This is a genomic window from Mesorhizobium sp. RCC_202, assembly GCF_041355295.1.
GTDB lineage: Bacteria > Pseudomonadota > Alphaproteobacteria > Rhizobiales > Rhizobiaceae > Mesorhizobium.
Map to the genome: position 1 here is coordinate 90,358 of NZ_JBFUPO010000009.1, position 17,723 is coordinate 108,080.

19 protein-coding genes are annotated in these 17,723 nt (G+C 62.7%); 4 read left to right on the plus strand and 15 right to left on the minus strand.

All coding sequences use genetic code 11. The features are described 5' to 3' along the window. Window positions 1-47: 47 nt before the first annotated feature. The 6 genes from kdsA to AB6802_RS20770 form a co-directional block, all read right to left on the minus strand. On the minus strand, window positions 48-893 hold the full coding sequence (kdsA, locus tag AB6802_RS20745) for a 3-deoxy-8-phosphooctulonate synthase (RefSeq protein ID WP_371012052.1): 846 nt from the start codon (window positions 891-893) through the stop codon (window positions 48-50). Continuing rightward, window positions 890-1,765 (minus strand): VOC family protein, encoded by an 876-nt coding sequence (locus AB6802_RS20750; RefSeq protein WP_371012053.1) that lies wholly within the window; start codon window positions 1,763-1,765, stop codon window positions 890-892. Before AB6802_RS20750 ends, kdsA begins: the two co-directional genes overlap by 4 nt. 62 nt (window positions 1,766-1,827) lie before the next feature. Continuing rightward, window positions 1,828-2,118, minus strand: a complete 291-nt coding sequence (locus AB6802_RS20755) for a Dabb family protein (RefSeq protein ID WP_371012054.1) — start codon at window positions 2,116-2,118, stop codon at window positions 1,828-1,830. A gap of 99 nt (window positions 2,119-2,217) precedes the next feature. Continuing rightward, a complete protein-coding gene (locus AB6802_RS20760) occupies window positions 2,218-2,436 on the minus strand; it encodes a hypothetical protein (RefSeq protein WP_371012055.1) in 219 nt (72 codons plus the stop codon). Window positions 2,437-2,528: 92 nt separating this feature from the next. Next, window positions 2,529-4,517 (minus strand): bifunctional 2',3'-cyclic-nucleotide 2'-phosphodiesterase/3'-nucleotidase, encoded by a 1,989-nt coding sequence (locus tag AB6802_RS20765; protein WP_371012056.1) that lies wholly within the window; start codon window positions 4,515-4,517, stop codon window positions 2,529-2,531. 137 nt (window positions 4,518-4,654) lie between these two features. Next, window positions 4,655-5,917: an NAD(P)/FAD-dependent oxidoreductase gene (locus tag AB6802_RS20770; RefSeq protein ID WP_371012057.1), complete on the minus strand. Its 1,263-nt coding sequence runs from the start codon at window positions 5,915-5,917 to the stop codon at window positions 4,655-4,657. Window positions 5,918-6,085: 168 nt separating this feature from the next. Here AB6802_RS20770 and AB6802_RS20775 point away from each other — a divergent pair, with 168 nt between their 5' ends. Beyond that, a complete protein-coding gene (locus tag AB6802_RS20775) occupies window positions 6,086-6,742 on the plus strand; it encodes a 5-formyltetrahydrofolate cyclo-ligase (RefSeq protein WP_371012058.1) in 657 nt (218 codons plus the stop codon). Window positions 6,743-6,769: 27 nt separating this feature from the next. Here the strand turns inward: AB6802_RS20775 and AB6802_RS20780 are convergent, their stop codons facing one another. Both AB6802_RS20780 and AB6802_RS20785 read right to left on the minus strand, forming a co-directional pair. After that, window positions 6,770-7,120 carry a hypothetical protein gene (locus AB6802_RS20780; protein WP_371012059.1) on the minus strand — a complete coding sequence of 117 codons (351 nt, stop codon included), beginning with the start codon at window positions 7,118-7,120 and terminating at the stop codon, window positions 6,770-6,772. A 47-nt stretch (window positions 7,121-7,167) separates the two neighbouring features. Next, complete coding sequence (locus tag AB6802_RS20785) at window positions 7,168-7,641, minus strand: Lrp/AsnC family transcriptional regulator (protein WP_371012060.1); 474 nt, start codon at window positions 7,639-7,641, stop codon at window positions 7,168-7,170. 210 nt (window positions 7,642-7,851) lie between these two features. Between AB6802_RS20785 and ald the strand changes: the two genes are divergently transcribed. Continuing rightward, entirely contained in the window at window positions 7,852-8,970 is a 1,119-nt protein-coding gene (ald, locus tag AB6802_RS20790; protein WP_371012061.1) for an alanine dehydrogenase, read from the plus strand. 415 nt (window positions 8,971-9,385) lie between these two features. On the opposite strand, the gene AB6802_RS20795 is transcribed toward ald, so the two are convergent. The 6 genes from AB6802_RS20795 to AB6802_RS20820 all read right to left on the minus strand — a co-directional run bounded on the left by AB6802_RS20795 (window position 9,386) and on the right by AB6802_RS20820 (window position 14,049). Then, complete coding sequence (locus AB6802_RS20795; protein WP_371012062.1) at window positions 9,386-9,853, minus strand: DUF1203 domain-containing protein; 468 nt, start codon at window positions 9,851-9,853, stop codon at window positions 9,386-9,388. Window positions 9,854-10,079: 226 nt separating this feature from the next. After that, complete coding sequence (locus AB6802_RS20800) at window positions 10,080-10,637, minus strand: OmpA family protein (RefSeq protein ID WP_371012063.1); 558 nt, start codon at window positions 10,635-10,637, stop codon at window positions 10,080-10,082. Between the two features lie 100 nt (window positions 10,638-10,737). Next, window positions 10,738-11,301: a GNAT family N-acetyltransferase gene (locus AB6802_RS20805; protein WP_371012276.1), complete on the minus strand. Its 564-nt coding sequence runs from the start codon at window positions 11,299-11,301 to the stop codon at window positions 10,738-10,740. Beyond that, window positions 11,301-12,152 (minus strand): 3-mercaptopyruvate sulfurtransferase, encoded by an 852-nt coding sequence (sseA, locus tag AB6802_RS20810; protein WP_371012064.1) that lies wholly within the window; start codon window positions 12,150-12,152, stop codon window positions 11,301-11,303. The genes AB6802_RS20805 and sseA overlap by 1 nt, the downstream gene beginning before the upstream one ends. A gap of 119 nt (window positions 12,153-12,271) precedes the next feature. Continuing rightward, complete coding sequence (locus AB6802_RS20815; RefSeq protein ID WP_371012065.1) at window positions 12,272-13,015, minus strand: alanyl-tRNA editing protein; 744 nt, start codon at window positions 13,013-13,015, stop codon at window positions 12,272-12,274. Next, window positions 13,015-14,049: a cysteine synthase A gene (locus AB6802_RS20820; RefSeq protein ID WP_371012066.1), complete on the minus strand. Its 1,035-nt coding sequence runs from the start codon at window positions 14,047-14,049 to the stop codon at window positions 13,015-13,017. Before AB6802_RS20820 ends, AB6802_RS20815 begins: the two co-directional genes overlap by 1 nt. 192 nt (window positions 14,050-14,241) lie before the next feature. On the opposite strand from AB6802_RS20820, the gene AB6802_RS20825 reads away from it, so the two are divergent. Together AB6802_RS20825 and AB6802_RS20830 are read left to right on the plus strand one after the other, a co-directional pair. Beyond that, window positions 14,242-15,090 (plus strand): SDR family NAD(P)-dependent oxidoreductase, encoded by an 849-nt coding sequence (locus tag AB6802_RS20825; protein ID WP_371012067.1) that lies wholly within the window; start codon window positions 14,242-14,244, stop codon window positions 15,088-15,090. Window positions 15,091-15,158: 68 nt separating this feature from the next. Further along, complete coding sequence (locus AB6802_RS20830) at window positions 15,159-16,148, plus strand: alpha/beta hydrolase (RefSeq protein ID WP_371012068.1); 990 nt, start codon at window positions 15,159-15,161, stop codon at window positions 16,146-16,148. A gap of 59 nt (window positions 16,149-16,207) precedes the next feature. Here AB6802_RS20830 and AB6802_RS20835 read toward each other — a convergent pair whose 3' ends face one another. After that, window positions 16,208-17,668, minus strand: coding sequence for a DEAD/DEAH box helicase (locus tag AB6802_RS20835; protein ID WP_371012069.1), 1,461 nt, complete (start codon window positions 17,666-17,668; stop codon window positions 16,208-16,210). Between the last annotated feature and the right edge of the window lie 55 nt (window positions 17,669-17,723).

Here is a 17,723-nt window from a genome sequence, read left to right on the forward strand (position 1 = left end):
GCTTTGCACATTCACAAGCCGACCCAGGATCCGCGTGAAGCGCCGCGTCAGTGCCCCTTGGCGATACGGTCGAAGGCCATCAGCTTTTCCAGCAGCGCCGGCATGTCTTTGAGGGGCAACATGTTGGGGCCGTCGGAAGACGTCGAGTTGTCCGGGTCCTGATGGGTTTCGATGAAGACGCCGGCAACGCCGACAGCGACCGCCGCGCGCGCCAGCGTCTCCACGAAGCGCCGCTCGCCGCCGGAAGAGCCGCCCTGCCCGCCCGGCTGCTGCACGGAATGGGTGGCGTCGAAAATCACCGGAGCACCGATCTCGGCCATGATCGGCAAGGCGCGCATGTCGGACACCAGCGTGTTGTAGCCGAAGGAGGCGCCGCGCTCGGTCGTCAGCACGTTCAGATTGCCGGAGCCGGTGATCTTGGCGACCACGTTCTTCATGTCCCAGGGCGCCAGGAACTGCCCCTTCTTCACATTGATGACCTTGCCGGTCTTGGCCGCGGCGACCAGCATGTCGGTCTGCCGTGACAGGAAAGCCGGGATCTGCAGCACATCGACATGCGGAGCGACAACAGCGCATTGTTCCTCGGTGTGAACATCGGTCAGCACCGGCAGACCGAACTCCTTGCGCAGATCGTCGAAGATCGGCATCGCCGCATCGAGCCCGGCGCCGCGCGTCGCCGACAGCGAGGTGCGGTTGGCCTTGTCGTAGCTGGTCTTGTAGACGAGGCCGATGCCCAGCCGTTGCGTCAACTCTTTCAGGGCGCCGGCCATGTCGAAGGCGTGCTGGCGCGATTCAAGCTGGCAGGGGCCGGCAATCAGGGACAGCGGCGCATTGTTGGCGAAGACGACATTGCCGACGCTGACGGACGCGTTAGGGGCCAGGGGCTTGCTCATGGGATCTCCCGGAAGATGAAGGCGGCGCCCTGCCCGGGCGCCGTCGGCACGGCGATATCGTTGCCGCTCATGTTGTGTTCGATTGCGTTGTTCGCAAGCACACGCTTGGCGGCAGCGTTGTCGCGGACCGAGAAAACAACAGCGGCGAAGCGCATATCCGGCGATGGCCCGGCAGGCAGGCCAAAGCGCGCGCTATAGTCCTGGGGCGAGAGCACGCTGAGCATCGCATTCGGCAGCCGCACCGCGTCACCGTCGGTTGCGCCCGCGCTTGCAGCGGTCGCGATCAATCCGATCTGCGCGGATGGCCTGTCGCTGACAGCGACGATTTCCACGATGCCGGTCACGCCATTGCCATGCGCCTGCAGCGCCGTTCGGTCGATGCTTGGCGCGTTGATGCGCTGGCAGGCGAAGAGGAAGGCATCATCGGCTTCCTTGCTGGCGCAGAAGGTCAGCCTGAAGGATGCCAGGTCGCTCTTGCCGCTTGCATCGGCAAAGGTGCGCGAGAAGCTCAGCATATTGCCTGCCGACAGGCCGGCCTCGAAATAGCGTGCATGGTCGGCATCGGCGTTGCCGGTACCGAGCGCGACGGCGGAGAAGCCTTCTTCGCCAAGGTTCTGGCGGTAGAGACGGTCGCGCCCGACGAAGACATTGCCCTCGCCTATAGCCCGGTCCGCCACCTGTTCGTTGCCGATGGCAAGCGGCTCAAGATAGGTGCCGTCGGCGAAGAAGACGCAGGCGTTCTCCGTGCCGAAAGGATGGACGCCAACCGGCGCGACGACAAAGCCGAGCGCGGTCAGACGTGCCCGCGCGACATCGAGGCTTGCAGTCGGCAGCACCAGATGGTCGAGCGGATGAGGTGATGTTTTGGTCATGCCGGCGCGGTGTGCCCCATTCCTGCCGGCGGTTCAAGTGCAACGGAGATGGATCGGCGCCCTCAGGCTGCCGCGACTACATCCGCCGAATAGCGCAGCTCGCGCAGCGGTTTCACCTTGCTGGTCGTCTCCGCATAGGTCGGATGCGCCTTGTAAGCCGCAAGGGCCGCCTCATCCTCGAATTCGGCATAGACGACAACGTCGATCGCGTTGGAGAACAGGTCGACCTTGGTGTTGAGCGTCACTTCGAAATGGCTCGAATGCGGGATATTGCCGAGAGCCTGCAGACCTGTCCGCACAGCTTCGACATCTTCCTTGCACCGCACGCTGAAGAAAACGATGTGCCGGATCAACCCAGCCTCCTTGATCGTCAATTCAGCTTTCTTGTGGGAGCGACGCGCTAGCGTCAACCGGCAACGATGTCGCGCCCGCGATCCGCAGATGCCCGGAGTTCAGACCGCTCCGGTGACGGTGCGCACGATCCGCGACATCTCCCTCACCGTCTGATCCAGGTAGTAGCCATGGTTGTAGAGACCGTCCCAGATCAGGAAAAAGGCGATGGCGGCGATGACGATCACATAACGCATAGCTAAAACTATCGTATGCAGGCTGTCGGGGCCATAGCGCGCGTTCCAGTCCACGGCTTTTTTACCGAGGCCGCCCAGCTTCAAGCGCTCGTGTCGATCCAGCCGATATTGCCCGGGCCGCTCTCGACGCCTGCTACGGGTTCGCCATAGTTTGCCGACTTGCGTGGCGCGGAGCTTCAAAGCGTGATGCGGTACCGGGCAAACCCCGCGTCACCGTCCCCCGCGGCCTCAATTTTGAGGGTTTTCACCTCGGCGATGAAATCCTTGGCCTTCGATCCGGTCTCGAAGACGACGCTGGTTCCCGGCAGCGGTGCAAACGACCAATTGTCGTCGGCTGACGGATTAATCGTGCCCTCGCTGATGACGAAGCGCACGATCACATCGCGGTTGGTGTCCGGCGCCTCGTAGATGATCTTCGAGGCGTTGATGTCGGGGAAATTGCCGCCACCGCCTGCGCGATAATTGTTCGTGGCGACGACGAATTTCGCTGCCGGATCAATCGGTTTTCCGTTGAAGCTCAAGTCAATGATACGGCTGGAGCCTGCGTTGGCGATGCCGCCCTTCGAATCGTATTTCGGCGGCTGCGACAGATCGATCCTGTAGGTGACGCCGTCGATCACGTCGAAATTATAGGATGGGAAATCGGTGTTGATCAGCGCCTGATCGGCCTTGCCCGGCTCGATCCGGTTGAAGATGCCGGCCGACATCTCGAGCCATTCCTTGACCTGCGCTCCGATGATTTCGACCGCACGCACGGTGTTCGGATAGAGGTAGAGGTCGGCGACGTTCTTGATGGCGATATCGCCCACCGGAACGTCGGTATAATAGTCGGCGCCGTTGCGCCCGCCGGCCTTGAAGGGCGCTGCCGCCGACAGCAGCGGCACATCCTTCCACTCAGTGCTCTTCAAGATGCCCTTGAGGTACCAGCTCTGCGCCTGGTTGACGATCTGCACCGACGGATCGTCGGCAACCAAAGCGAAATAGGAATAGAGCGGCGCCGATGTCTTGCCGACCGGACGGCGCACATAGGCAAGCGTCGCCTGATGGTCCTGCTCGAGTGCCGCGATGATACGTTTGTCGTCCGCAACGGTCGGCTTGTTCTTGTTGTCGACCCGCTCATAGATCGGCCGCGCTTCCGAGGTTGCCGAAACCACGCGCCATTTCGAGCCGTCGCGCTCAAGCAAAAGGTCGATCAGGCCCATATGCGAGCCCCAGAAGCCGCCCATCACCGCCGGCTTGCCCTGCAGCGTGCCTTTGTCGGTGTTGACGCCTGCTAGTGCCTGGAAATCCTTCTTGCCGGGGAAGACCAGGTGCTGGTGGCCGGTGAAAACGGCATCGATGCCCTCGACGCCGGCGACGAAGAACGAGGCGTTCTCCATCTTGTCGCCTTGCTTGACGTCGATGCCCGAATGCGAGAGCGCGATGACGATATCGGCGCCCTCTTCCTTGATCTGCGGCACCCAGGCCTTGGCCGCCTCGACGATGTCGCGCGTCTGGACATTGCCTTCGAGGTTCTTCAAGTCCCAGACCATGATCTGCGGCGGCACGAAACCAATGACGCCGATCTTGATCGGCTGCTCGGCGCCGGAACCATCCTTGATCTTCCTGTCGAGGATCACATAGGGCTTGAGATAGAGCTTGTCGTCGCGCGGGTTGGCGGCAAGCGTCGTGCCGCGGATCAAATTGGCGCAGACGAAGGGGAAATTGGCGCCGGCCAGCACCTTGTCGAGGAAGGACAGACCGTAGTTGAACTCGTGATTGCCGAGCGTCGAGCATTCGTAGCCGAGCAGGTTCATGCCCTTCATGATCGGATGCAGATCGCCGTCCTTGAGACCCCTCTCATAGGCGATGTAGTCGCCCATCGGGTTGCCCTGCAAAAGGTCGCCATTGTCTATCAGCATCGAATTGGCGGCCTCCTTGCGTACCGCATCGATCAGCGAGGCCGTGCGCGACAGGCCCATCGTGTCGTTCGCTTTGTCGGCGTAGTAGTCGTAGGGCAGCACGTTCACATGGATGTCGGTCGTTTCCATGATTCTCAGATGCGCCTGATTGGTCGCGGCGCGGGCGGAGAACGGATGCAGCATGATCAGCGCGCCGCTGGCGGCGGCGCCGGCCAGGAATTCCCGGCGGGAGAATTCGCGGCTGGAGATGGGCAGTGGTGACATCGTTCGCTCCTCTTCGACAACACACCAACCCCTGCCCCGGCGCGGAGCATCGCGCCAGAGGCGCTTCGAGTCCATGCGCAGGGAAAAGCTTTCGATCACGACAAGGTGACGCCGCGATGAAACGGCAGACGAGCCTATTAGCTCTTGTCGTCGCCCTGGGTGATCAGCCGCGCGCTGCGCTGGCCGGTAAAGTAGATCCATAGCCAGCTAAGCGAAACCGCCAGACGATTGCGGAAATCGATCAGGAAATAGATGTGCGCGATGCCCCAGAGCCACCAGGCGAGCCAGCCGGTGAGCTTGATCCAGCCGAAATCGATCGCGGCCGCCCGCTTGCCGATCGTCGCCAGGTCGCCGGCATGCCGGTACTGGAAAGGACGGGCCGCGGTGTCGCCGGCAAGCCGCGCCTTGATCGTCGCGGCAACATGCTTGCCCTCCTGCTTGGCGGAAGGAGCCACGCCCGGCACAGGCTTGCCATCCGGCCGCAACACATGAGCGGTGTCGCCGATGACGAAGATTTCCGGGCTGCCCGGTACGGTGAGATCGGGCTCGACCAGCACCCTGCCCGCGCGGTCGACCGGTGCCTTTAGCCACTCTCCCGCCGGCGAAGCGGCAACACCGGCGGCCCACAGGATCGTTCGCGCCGGCAGATGCGTATCGCCGAAGACGACACCCTCCGCGTCGAGCTTCGTGACAGCCCGGCCAAGCTCCACCGTCACGCCAAGGCGCTCCAGCGACGCCTTTGCGTAGGCGGACAGCTGTGGCGCGAAATTGGAAAGGATGCGGTCGCCGGCCTCGACCAGCACCACGCGCGCCTGGCGCGTATCGATGTTGCGGAACTCGCCGCGCAGCGTGTCATGCGCGAGTTCGGTGATGGTGCCGGCAAGCTCGACGCCGGTCGGCCCGCCGCCGACGATGACCAGCGTCAGCAGCGCCTGGCGCCTGGCGGGATCGGTCTCGCGCTCCGCCTGCTCGAAGGCCAGCAGGATGCGGCGGCGGATCGTCGTGGCATCCTCGAGCGTCTTCAGCCCCGGCGCGAACGGTTCCCATTCGTCATGGCCGAAATAGGCGTGGCGGGCGCCGGTGGCGAGCACCAGCGTGTCATAGCCTATCGAACTGCCGTCCTCGAGCAGGACGTGTTTGCCGGCGCGGTCGACGCCGGTGACGTTGCCGAGCAGCGTGGTCACGTCCTTGCGCTTGCGCAGCAGGTGACGGATCGGCCAGGCGACCTCGGAGGTAGCCAGCGACGTGGTCGCCACCTGATAGAGCAGCGGCTGGAACAAATGGTGGTTGCGCTTGTCGATCATGGTGATGCGCACCGGCGCACCGTCCAGTGCGCGGGTCAGTTCGAGGCCGCCGAACCCCGCGCCGACAACGACGATATGATGGCTGGTTTCGCTCATTTCATCCCACCTCGCGACGTAAAAACTACCTCAGTCATGTAGGTATTTTTGTGCGCTGCAACAACGTCGAGCGGGACCGATGCCCCGGAGTCGTCGCGCGGCGTCGTGAATGCACATGTCGCCAGCAAGGAGCAGGTATAGCCTGAAATGAAATCATGGGAGCCAGGTATGGCTGACAATCGCGACGACGACCCGGCCCAATACGCCTCGCCACCCTGTTTCATGCATGAACTCGATCCGGAATACCGGGCGCCACTCACCGACTGGGCCGATGTCCGGCGCTGGCGCAAGGCTGAGCGCGAGAGGTTGATCTCGGCCCGCCTTGCCGTTTCCGCCGACGCTCGCGCCACCATGTCGACACGCATCGCCGAAGGGCTCGACGCACTGATCGGCGATATCGCCGGCCGCATGGTCAGCCTCTACTGGCCGTTTCGCGGCGAGCCGGATTTGCGCGGCTGGATGGCGGCAATCAACGATCGCGGCGGTCGCACCGCCCTGCCCGTGGTGATCGAGAAAGGCCAGCCTTTGGTGTTCCGGCCCTACAAGCCAGGCGACCGATTGGAAAAAGGCGTGTGGAACATTCCGATCCCCGCCGAGGGTGAACCGGTGCTGCCGGACGTCGTCATTTCACCGATCGTCGGCATCGATCCCGGCAATTACCGGCTGGGCTATGGCGGCGGTTTTTTCGACCGTACGCTGGTCGCCATGCCATTCAAGCCACTGGTCATCGGCGTTGGTTACGAATTGCAGCGCATCGCGACCATCTATCCGCAGCCGCACGACATCCCGATGAGTGAGGTGGTGACGGAGACTACGGCTGCCTAGCACTCTTCTGGTTCAGCCGGTTCTAGGTCAGACGGTCCAGGTCCAGTCGATCGGGTAGTTGAAAATCGGGGTGAAGGTCACGCCGACCGCCTCCATGTCCCTGCGGCCGTCGACGACCATCTCCTTCAGGTGATCCAATTGTGCCGCATGCTCGTCGGTGTCCCAAACACTGACTTGCACGATCGAGCCCTTCGGCGAGACGCCGGCATAAAAGTGAAGCAGCCCCGGCAGTCGCCTGAGGGCCGGGATTATGTACCGCGAGGTCTTCTTGCTGGCGGCGTCGACCTCGGAGAACCGGCTCGGGTCGTAGCTGGCGCGCGAGACGCGGACGACGGCAGTTGCCGGCAATGACTCGGCCATGGTCGTTCTTTCCGTCATGGGGATACGATCTCCTGCCAATTGCAGACTGGCTATAGTCCGGGCCCCTAGGCCATCTCCGGCCGCAAGCCGACGGCCGTGCGATCGACGATCTCGCGCAGGGCGAAGGATGAATTGATCTTCGTCACATGCGGCATTGCCGACAGCCATTCCTTGTGGATGCGCTCATAATCGACGAGATCCTTGGCCGCGATGCGCAAAATGTAGTCGTATTCGCCCGACATCAGGTGGCAGGATAGCACATTCGGACAGCGCTTGATCGCCGCCTCGAAGTCCGACAGCGTCTTCTCGAACTGGCCCGACAGCGATATATGCACGATCGCCGTCATCTGATGGCCGAGCGCGGCGTTGGATAGCCTGGCGTGATAGCCGCGGATGGTGCCGGCTTTCTCCAGATTGTCGAGCCTGCGCGAGCAAGCCGATTGCGAGAGCCCGACCTTCTCGGCAAGCGCCGCATTGGGTATCCGGCCATCCTTTTGCAGAGTCTCCAGAATGGCGATATCAATCCTGTCGAGCGGCATTCTTCATGATTCCTGCGAATATAGCGACGATTTGCGCAACGATTAACGAAGATCGGGCCTTGCCGCAAGTGCATTCGCAAACACATACGCAACGATTCATGGTTGACTGACTTTGCTGCACGTCGCCCGAAATCGCATGGCGGTTTCGACGCTGATGGCATGTCGAATGACAGGGAGAGTGCCCTTTAAAGGGCCGTATAGGAGAACAAAATGCGCGTCGGCTGCCCCAAGGAAATCAAGAACCACGAATACCGCGTCGGCCTGACGCCTGGCTCGGTCCGCGAATATGTCGCGCATGGCCATGAAGTGCTGGTCGAGACCGGCGCTGGCGCCGGCATCGGCGCTGACGACAACGCCTATCGCGCCGCCGGCGCCACCATCGCCAAGAGCGCGGCCGATGTGTTCGCCAAGTCGGACATGATCGTCAAGGTCAAGGAGCCGCAGCCCAATGAATGGGTGCAGCTGCGCGACGGCCAGATCCTCTACACCTATCTGCACCTGGCTCCGGATCCGGAGCAGACCAAGGGCTTGCTTGCTTCGGGCGTCACAGCCATCGCTTACGAGACCGTGACCGACGATCGCGGCGGCCTGCCGCTGCTCGCGCCGATGTCGGAAGTCGCCGGTCGCCTGTCGATCCAGGCCGGCGCTACCGCGCTGCAGAAGGCCCATGGCGGCCGCGGCGTGCTGCTCGGCGGCGTGCCAGGCGTGCTGCCCGGCAAGGTCACCGTGCTCGGCGGCGGCGTCGTCGGCCTGCATGCGGCCAAGATGGCGGCAGGCCTCGGCGCCGACGTCACCATCATCGACCGTTCGATCCCGCGCCTGCGCCAGCTCGACGACATCTTTGGCGGCCGCGTCCACACCCGCTACTCGACCGTCGAGGCGCTGGAAGAGGAATGCTTCTCGGCCGACGTCGTCATTGGCGCCGTGCTGATCCCAGGTGCGGCAGCGCCCAAGCTCGTCACCCGCGAAATGCTGTCGGGCATGAAGAAGGGCTCGGTGCTGGTCGACGTCGCCATCGACCAGGGCGGCTGCTTCGAAACCTCGCATGCCACGACCCATGCCGACCCGACCTATGAGGTCGACGGCGTCATCCACTATTGCGTCGCCAACATGCCGGGCGCCGTGCCGGTCACCTCGGCGCATGCGCTCAACAACGCGACGTTGCATTACGGCCTGCAGCTTGCTGACAAGGGGCTGAAGGCGCTGGTCGACGACCACCATTTGCGCAACGGGCTCAATGTCCACAAGGGCAAGATCACCAACCGTGCCGTCGCCGAGGCGCTCGGCTACGAAATGGTCGAGCCGAAGGCAGTGCTGGTCGCCGCCTGACAGTCGACCAAGACTTTTCCTCCTGTCGCGCCCGCCGGTTCGTTCCGGCGGGCTTTTTCTTGCGCCGGAGAAAAAACAAAAAAGCGGAGCAAAAGCCCCGCTTCCTCGATGTTGCGACCTGCCGCCGGTTCATCCGCGGTCGACTGATCATCAACGATTACTGTCTAGCGCGGTAGTACGACGAGAATACGACAGTCATGACGAAATGCCCGATCCCGCCCGGCATTATCTGCCTTATGTGAAATGCTTCACATTCGGCCGGTCGGGAAGACGCATAGACATTCATTGTTACCTGGCGGCCTGAGCTGCTTGCCGGCGCCGGCTCAGCCGGCCCGGGACAGCACTCGCCGACAGCTTCTGTCGCAGACCTTCCCAACGGCCCGCCCGACCATCGGCGGGCTCTTTTTTTGGCGAGTCAGGCCCGGTCGATGCGGCACTGGTAGCAGTTGTTTCGCGCCGAACGGACGTGGATGTAGGCGATGTCGTCACGCGCAAACAGCGTTTGCGCCCGCGCGGCGATCTCGTCTGTCGGCGTGACGGCGCCGCTGCCGTAGACGATGCGGTCGTCCATGCCGTAACCGCGCACGATGTAGTCGCTGCTCGCCAGCATCTCCGGCAGCGCATCCCCTTCCGCGGCACGCTCGCATTCCTGCGCATGCAGGAAGAGCGGACCGGTCTCTGCGTAGGGCTGAAGTTCGGGAAATGGCCGGTAGGCGACGATGAGATAGGCGTCACCCTCGGCAACGTTCTTCATGCAATGCCGGCACGGCACACCGTCGCCGTCGGAAATCCTGTGCTCAGGCGTGCGACCATAGGCGTCGGGCCCTCCCCGCTGCAAGGCGCGAACGGCTTCGGTTGGCAAGGCTGTGAACTGAATCGACATGGCAACGTCTCCGATTTCGATGACCGGAAACTATGCCTTGGGAGCAGCTCCTCCCACCCGATTCCTGCCTGGCGCTTAGAGCAATTCCAGGAAAAGTGTGTAGCGGTTTTCCGTCCGGAATTGCGCAAAAACAGAGACTTAGAGCGGTTCGTTTTCCGTCAAGCGCTGAACCCTCTAAGGTGCGCAAAGCCCGGTTCCTTCAAGCCGGGCTTTGGTGTCTGTGGCGTTATCGGACGAAGTCGTCATAGCGGCGCAGCGTCACGCGGCGGTTGCGCCAGTTCTCCTGCTGCGTCGGCACCAGAAGGAATTCCTCGCCATAACCGACGGTATCGAGCGCATAGGCCGGCACGCCGAATTCGCCGACCAGCGTCCGCTTCAGGGAAGCGGCGCGGCGCTCGGAAAGGACCTGATTGGACGCGAACGAGCCAACGGCGTCGGTATGCCCCTCGATCAGGATGCGGGCGCCGCGGTCACGACGCAGGATGCGGTGCAATGCGTCGGCTATGATCTCGACCTTGCCGTATTGCGAGGGCGCAATCGCCGCCGAGCCGAACTCGAAATTGATCGACTGGATGTCGATCGAGCGCGCCATGCGGCGTAGATCCGGCCGGCGCTTGAATTCGCGGATGGTGACGCGTTCATTGGGACGCAGCCTCTTCGTGGGAGCAGCGTCGAGCTGACGCTCGATCGTCGCGGCCGAAGGCGTGGTTGCCTGCGCCGATGCCAGGCTCGGCATGGCAATTGCCGCGATCATGGCCACGGCAAATGTACGTCGGGTCAGCATGTCCTTTTTCTCCTTCGGCCACTGATGTTGAAAGGAGAATGGCAAAGTCAGCCTGAAGGCTCGATGAACGCCAGGTTCATCTCGGACGTTCCGGGGAAGATCAGGGCCGCATCACGCTGGCCGAACGCTCGGCGAAGGCCATCGGATGCACGACTTCCTTCTTCTGCGCAACGGGCGTGAAGCCAAGCTTCTGGTAGAGCGGCAGCGCCGCCGGATGATCGAGCGTGCAGGTCTGCACGGTGACGCGTTTCGGCCCATGCGCCCAGGCGGCCGAAATCGCCGCGCCCAGGAACCAGCGGCCGATGCCCTGGCCGTGCGCATGCTCCATCATGCCGAAATAGGCGAGCTCCACCTCATCCGGCAAATGCGGCTTGAGATCGAAGAAGCCGGCCGGTGCGCCGTCGAGGTAAAGCACCCTGATGTCGCGGTCCTCACGATGCAGGCCGGCTGCCAGCTCCTCGTCGCTCAAGCGCAGCACATTGACCCAATGCCATTTGCGCCCGACGCGATCCATCAGATAGCGGTAGAAATGCAGCGGGACGTCTTTCGTTTTTAAGAGCGCGATCTGGCGGTTGTAAGGGATGGATGGGGAGACAGCCGGCGGCGCATGCATCTCCAGGAATGTCACCGTGACGTCGATATCCTTCAACGCGCCGTTTTCCATCATTTATTCCCCGTCACCACCGGCGTGTCGCTGAGACCGCCCCATTCCGTCCACGAACCGTCGTAAAGCCTGTTGTCGGTGTGGCCAAGCGTTTCCAGCGCCAGCGTGATCGCTGCCGCCGTGATGCCCGATCCGCAGGAGGTGACCACCGGCTTCGATAGGTCAATGCCGGCATCCTCGATCACTTTGCGCAGCCGGTCCTTGGACAGCAATTCGCCATTCTCGCCGAGCGCGGTGATCGGGACATTGCGGGCGCCAGGCATATGGCCGGAACGCACGCCGGCACGCGGCTCGGGATCTGTCCCGGCAAAGCGGCCGGCGGAGCGCGCATCGGCGATCTGGCTGTCACCGTTGCCGACGATCTTGCGCATCTCATCGAGGCTAACCACCCTGCCCGCGTCGAAATCGGCGTGGAAGACGCCGGGCGCTATTTTGGTCGGTTCCGCCGTCACCGGCCGCCCTTCCGCTTTCCAGCGCTCGAAGCCGCCATTCAGGATATAGACCTGGAAAACGCCCATGACGCGGAACATCCACCAGGCGCGGGGTGCTGAAAACAAGCCGGGCCCGTCATAGACGATAATCGTGTCGTCGGCCGACACGCCCATCGAGCCGACATATTGCGCGAAATACTGCGGCGACGCCAAAGTGTGCGGCAGCTTGGAATCGGGATCGGAAACAGCATCCTGATCGAGGAAGCGGGCGCCGGGGATATGGGCTGCTTCATACTCGGCGCGCGCGTCGCGCTTTTGCGCCGGCAAATACCAGGAGGCGTCGATGATGGTGAGGCCAGGCTCGCCCAGCCGCTTCTCAAGCCAGTCGGCGTCGACGATGAAAGGACTGTCCTGCGCCATTTTTTTCTCCTGCCCGATTAGAGCCCTTCATCGTTTCACGGAAACGTCGAAGCGCTCTATCTGTTTGTTTTGGCGCAATTCCGGACGGAAAACCGTTTCGCACTTTTCCTGGAATTGCTCTAATTCGCCGGCATCGGCCCGAAGCGGATGCGGAAGCGCCGGTTCTCGCGGCCCTTCTTTTCGATCTTGCCGATATGGATCTCGCCGACCTCGCCGGTGCTTTTGACATGCGTGCCGCCACAAGGCTGGCTGTCGATCATGGCATTCTCGCCGATGCAGACCAGGCGGATCTTGCCGGTGCCGACAGGCGGTCGCACGTTCTTGGACTTGACCAGGCCTGGATTGGCAGCGAGTTCCTCGTCGGTGATCAGCCGGGTGAAGACGGGATGGTCAGCGCGCACCAGTTCCATCAAGGCGGCCGTCACATCTTCCTTGGTGAAACCGGTATCGGGAATGTCGAAGTCGACGCGGCTGTCGTCCTCGGCGACCGCTGCCCCGGTGATCGGAAACGGACAGACGACGGTGAGCAGATGGCAGGCGGTGTGCATGCGCATCAAGAGGTGCCGCCGTTGCCAATCGATTGCGAGCTTCAGTTTTTCGCCAACCGTGGGCAATCCCTGGTCCGGCGCCGGGACATGGATGATCTCTTCCTTGGTCTCGCCGGTAATGGTGGTGGCAATCGCGATGCGGCTGCCATCGGCGCGCTCGAAAAGCCCGGTGTCGCCCGGCTGGCCGCCGGAGGTGGCATAAAAGATCGTGCGGTCCAGCAGCATGCCGCCGCGGTCGTTGACGGCGACAACCACTGCATCCGCCGCCTTCAGATAGGCGTCGTCGCGAAACAGCGCTTCGGTCTTTTGCGCCATCAGGCCACCTTTTCGAACGGCACTGAAATGTCGGCCTTCTCTTCCATCCAGCCTGGTACCGGCAGATTCTTTTCGCGCAGGAAAGCGGGATTGAACAATTTCGACTGGTAGCGCGTGCCGTAGTCGCAAAGCACGGTGACGATGGTATGGCCGGGCCCGAGCTCGCGCGCCAGCCGGATGGCTCCGGCAATGTTGATGCCGGTCGAGCCGCCGACGCACAGCCCCTCTTCCTGGATCAGGTCGAAGATGATCGGCAACGCCTCCTCATCCGGGATCTGGTAGGAGAAGTCCGGCGTGAAGCCTTCGAGATTGGCGGTGATGCGGCCTTGCCCGATGCCTTCGGTGATCGAGCTGCCATCGGACTTCAATTCGCCGCTGGTGTAGAAACTGTAGAGCGCCGCGCCCAGCGGGTCGGCGAGCGCGATCTTGACTTGCTTGCTCTTGGCCTTGAGCCCCATCGCCACGCCGGCCAGCGTGCCGCCCGAACCTACGGCCGAGACGAAACCGTCGACCTTGCCATTCGTCTGGGCCCAGATCTCCTGTGCGGTCGTGCGGATATGGCCGTCGCGGTTGGCGACATTGTCGAACTGGTTGGCCCATATCGCGCCATTCGGCTCCGACCGCGCCAGCTGCTCGGCAAGGCGGCCCGACAGTTTTATGTAATTATTGGCGTTCTTGTAGGGCACAGCCGGCACCTCGATGAGCTCCGCGCCCAGGATCTTGATCACGTCCTTCTTTTCCTGGCTCTGCGTGTCAGGAATGACGATCACGGTACGGTAGCCGAGCGCCTTGGCGACCAATGTCAGGCCGATGCCGGTGTTGCCGGCCGTTCCCTCGACAATGAAGCCGCCTGGCTGCAAAAGCCCGCGCTGTTCAGCGTCGCGAATGATGAACAGGCCGGCGCGATCCTTGACCGATTGCCCAGGATTCATGAACTCGGCCTTGCCGAGTATCTCACAGCCTGTCGCTTCCGAAGCCTTGTGGAGTCTGATCAGAGGCGTGTTGCCGATGGCTTCGATCACAGAGCGGGGCATCAAGGGTTCCTTGTGTAGGTGTGCCGCGACCCTAGAAACCGGACGCCGCGGTTTCAAGGTAAGAATTTGCCTGGTCCAGTCGCATTGTGGATGCTGCAAAGCGAGCAATCATTTCAGCGGGCGGCGCAAAAGCGCTCTTTTCATTCGATTCCTGCACCGCTAGAGCAAGCCAGACTATTCGCGGGACTTCGCATGACACTTTACCGGGCCAATCCGAAGGACGGTGTCGCCTGGATCACGGGCGCCAATACCGGCCTTGGTCGCGCGCTGGCCAAGGATTTCGCCAATCAAGGCTACGCTGTTGCGGTCACTGCGCTGCCGGGCGACCCTGTCGACACGCTGCTGGTCGAGACCGCCCAGATGCCCGGCCACATAAAATCGTTTCCTTGCGACGTCACCGACGAGCACGGCATGGCGCAGACGGTCGCCGCGATCGAACAGGATATGGGGCCGATCGTGCTCGCCGTGTTCAACGCCGGCAACTATATTTCCACTCCCGGCGAAAAACTGGTCGTGCGCGATTTCCACCGCTCCTTTGCCGTCAACTATTTCGGCATCGTCAACGGTGTGGTGCCCGTTGCGGAGCGCATGCGGGTGCGCGGCCGTGGCCATGTCGTACTGGTCGGATCGGTCACCGCCTATTCCGGCTGGCCGACCACGGCCGCCTATGGTGGCACCAAGGCGGCGATCAACATCCTGGCCGAGTCGCTCAAATACGATTTCGACAAGATGAATATCCGCATTCAGGTTGTGAACCCGGGCTTCGTCGACACGCCGCTGACGGAAAAGAATCAGCTGCCGATGCCGGGGCTGATGCCTGTGCACCGCGCCTCGCGGCGCATGGCGCGCGGCATCAGAAAAGGCGGCTTCGAAGTCACCTTCCCCTACCACATAAGCTGGCCCTTGAAGCTGCTTGCCCTGTTGCCGCGGCCGATTGGCCGCTTCGTCATCGGCCTGACCACCAGCTGGTGGGGGCGGCCGTTGTTTTTCGATCGCAAGCCGGCGCAGAAACAAGACTCATCCCCGGATCAGACGAGATAACCGGCGAAACCGCGATTGCCTGCCGGCTGGGGCGGCCATAGGTTGAGAATCATTGCTTGGAGTCTGCGATGGGGCGACGGATCGTGCTTGCGGTGCTTGGCCTTGCCCTTATTCTGGTCGCAGGCTTCTTCCTTGGCCCGCGCGTGCCTGTCGACACCACCATCCGCTTCAGTCCTTCGGTGATCGGCGACGATCCGCAAGCCTATCTGGCGCGTGAAGAAGCGGCGGTGCCCAATGTCCGCGACGGGTTGGACAAGGAGATCATCTGGGCGAACCCGATGGTCCATGCCAAGACGCCTTTGGCCATCGTTTACGTTCATGGCTTTTCCGCCTCGAAGGGCGAAGTCCGTCCTTTGCCTGACGATGTCGCGGATGAATTGGACGCCAACCTCTACTACACCCGCCTGACCGGGCACGGCCGGGATGGCGCCGCCATGGCCGAAGGCAGCGTCAATGCCTGGATCAACGACTATGAGGAGGCGTTGGCCATCGGCAGGGCGATCGGCGACAAGGTGATCGTCATTTCCACCTCGACCGGCGGCTCGCTTGCGGCCTGGGCCGCAACACAAGCCGGCGCTTCCGATGGCGTCGCGGCAATCGCGTTCATCTCGCCGAATTTCGGCGTAAAGGCCTCCGGCGCCGAGGTCCTGACCATGCCATGGGGCAAGCAGATCGCCGAGCTTGTCGGCGGCAAGGAGCGCAGTTTCACACCGCACAATGCGCTGCATGCGAAATTATGGACCACCAAATATCCGATGGCCGCGCTGCTGCCGATGGCGGCGCTCACCAATCTTGCCTATGAGGCGCCGGTCGAAAAGGCGACGATCCCTACCCTGTTCATCTTTTCGGATTCCGACAAGGTCGTGCGGCCCGACCGCACGCGTGAGATCGCTGGACGTTGGGGCGGTCCGCACGAATTGGTGCCGATAGACGACACCGGCGATCCCGACAACCACGTCATCGCCGGCGATGCGCTGTCGCCGCAGACAACGGCCTTCCTCACCGAGCGTATCGTGGTCTGGGTGAAGGCATTGATGCAGCAGCAATCAGGCCAATGAAATGAAAACGGCCGGAGCATTGCTCCGGCCGTTCTTTATAGTCTCTGGCCTGCTGGGATTTAGGCTGCCCGATTCGCCGGGCGCTTGCCGCCGAAGCGGCGCTTGTTGTTGCCCTTGAAGCGCTTGAACCCGTCCGGCTTGCGCTCGCCATTCGGCTGGGCGCCAGCCGGGCGTTCGCCTTGCGGCTTTGCAGCGAACTGACGCTCGCCGGCGGGCTTGCCGCCAAACCGCTGCTTGCCGGCGCCATTGGCAGGGCGCCGCCCGTCCCGGCGGCCGCCATGATGCTCGCGATCGGTCGGCTCGAAATGACGCTCGTTCTTCTCAGCCGGATTACGCTGCGGATCCGGGCTGCCGAGATGATCGGCAACGATCGGCAGCTTGGTGCGGATGATGCGTTCCACCTGGCGCAGCTTGGCGTTTTCCGACGGATCGCAAAGGGTGATGGCGATGCCGTCCATGCCGTTGCGGCCGGTACGGCCGATGCGGTGGACGTAGCTTTCCGCCTCGTCCGGCAGGTCGAAATTCACGACATGGCTGATGCCGGGGACATCGATGCCGCGCGCCGCGATATCGGTCGCGACCAGGATGCGCACCGAGCCCTCGCGGAAATCGTTGAGCGCCTTCTGGCGCGCGTTCTGCGACTTGTTGCCGTGAATGACGGCGGCCTTGAAGCCATCGCGCTCGAGGTCCTTGGTCACCCGGTCGGCGCCATGCTTGGTGCGCGAAAAGATGATGACGGACTTCATGGCCCCGTCGGCCAGCATCTTGGACAGCACCTGGCGCTTCTGCTTGGTGCGGGCGAAGACGACACCCTGGGAGATTTCTACCGCTGCCGTGCTTTGCGGCGAGACTTCGATGCGGACGGGGTTCTTCAAAAGGCCCTTAGCCAGCTCGGCGATCTCGTCCGGCATGGTGGCTGAAAACAGCGCCGTCTGGCGGTCAGGCGCGGTCGCCTTGGCGATGCGCTTGACATCGTTGATGAAACCCATGTCGAGCATGCGGTCGCCCTCGTCCAGCACCAGCCATTTGGTGTCGGAGAGGATGAGGTCGCCCTCGCGCACCAGGTCGGTCAGACGTCCGGGCGTGGCGATGAGGATGTCGACGCCGGGCGCAACCTTCTTCACCTGGCTGAAGCGCGAGACGCCGCCCAGCACCAGTGCGGTCGAGACATGCGCGCCCTTGGCGAGGATCTTGATGGTGTCCTCGATCTGCACCGCGAGCTCGCGCGTCGGCGCCAGGATCAGCGCGCGCGTGGTCTTGGCACGACGCTTGGTGCCGAGCGCGATGATCTTCGACAGGATCGGCAGCGCAAAGGCGGCCGTCTTGCCGGAACCGGTCTGGGCGATGCCAAAAATGTCGCGACCTTCAATTTGCGGCGGAATCGCCTGCATCTGGATCGGCTTCGGCTCGGAGAAGCCGGCGTTGTGGGTGGCCTTGAGCAGCGCACCCGTAATTCCCAGCGCTGCGAAACCGGAGAGTTCCGCTGTGTCCTTGCCGGGCAATGTGTTTTCGTTGGTCAAAATAGTCTTCTTTCACGCGGCCCGTGGCCGCAAACATCGAAGCCGGCAGGGCGCA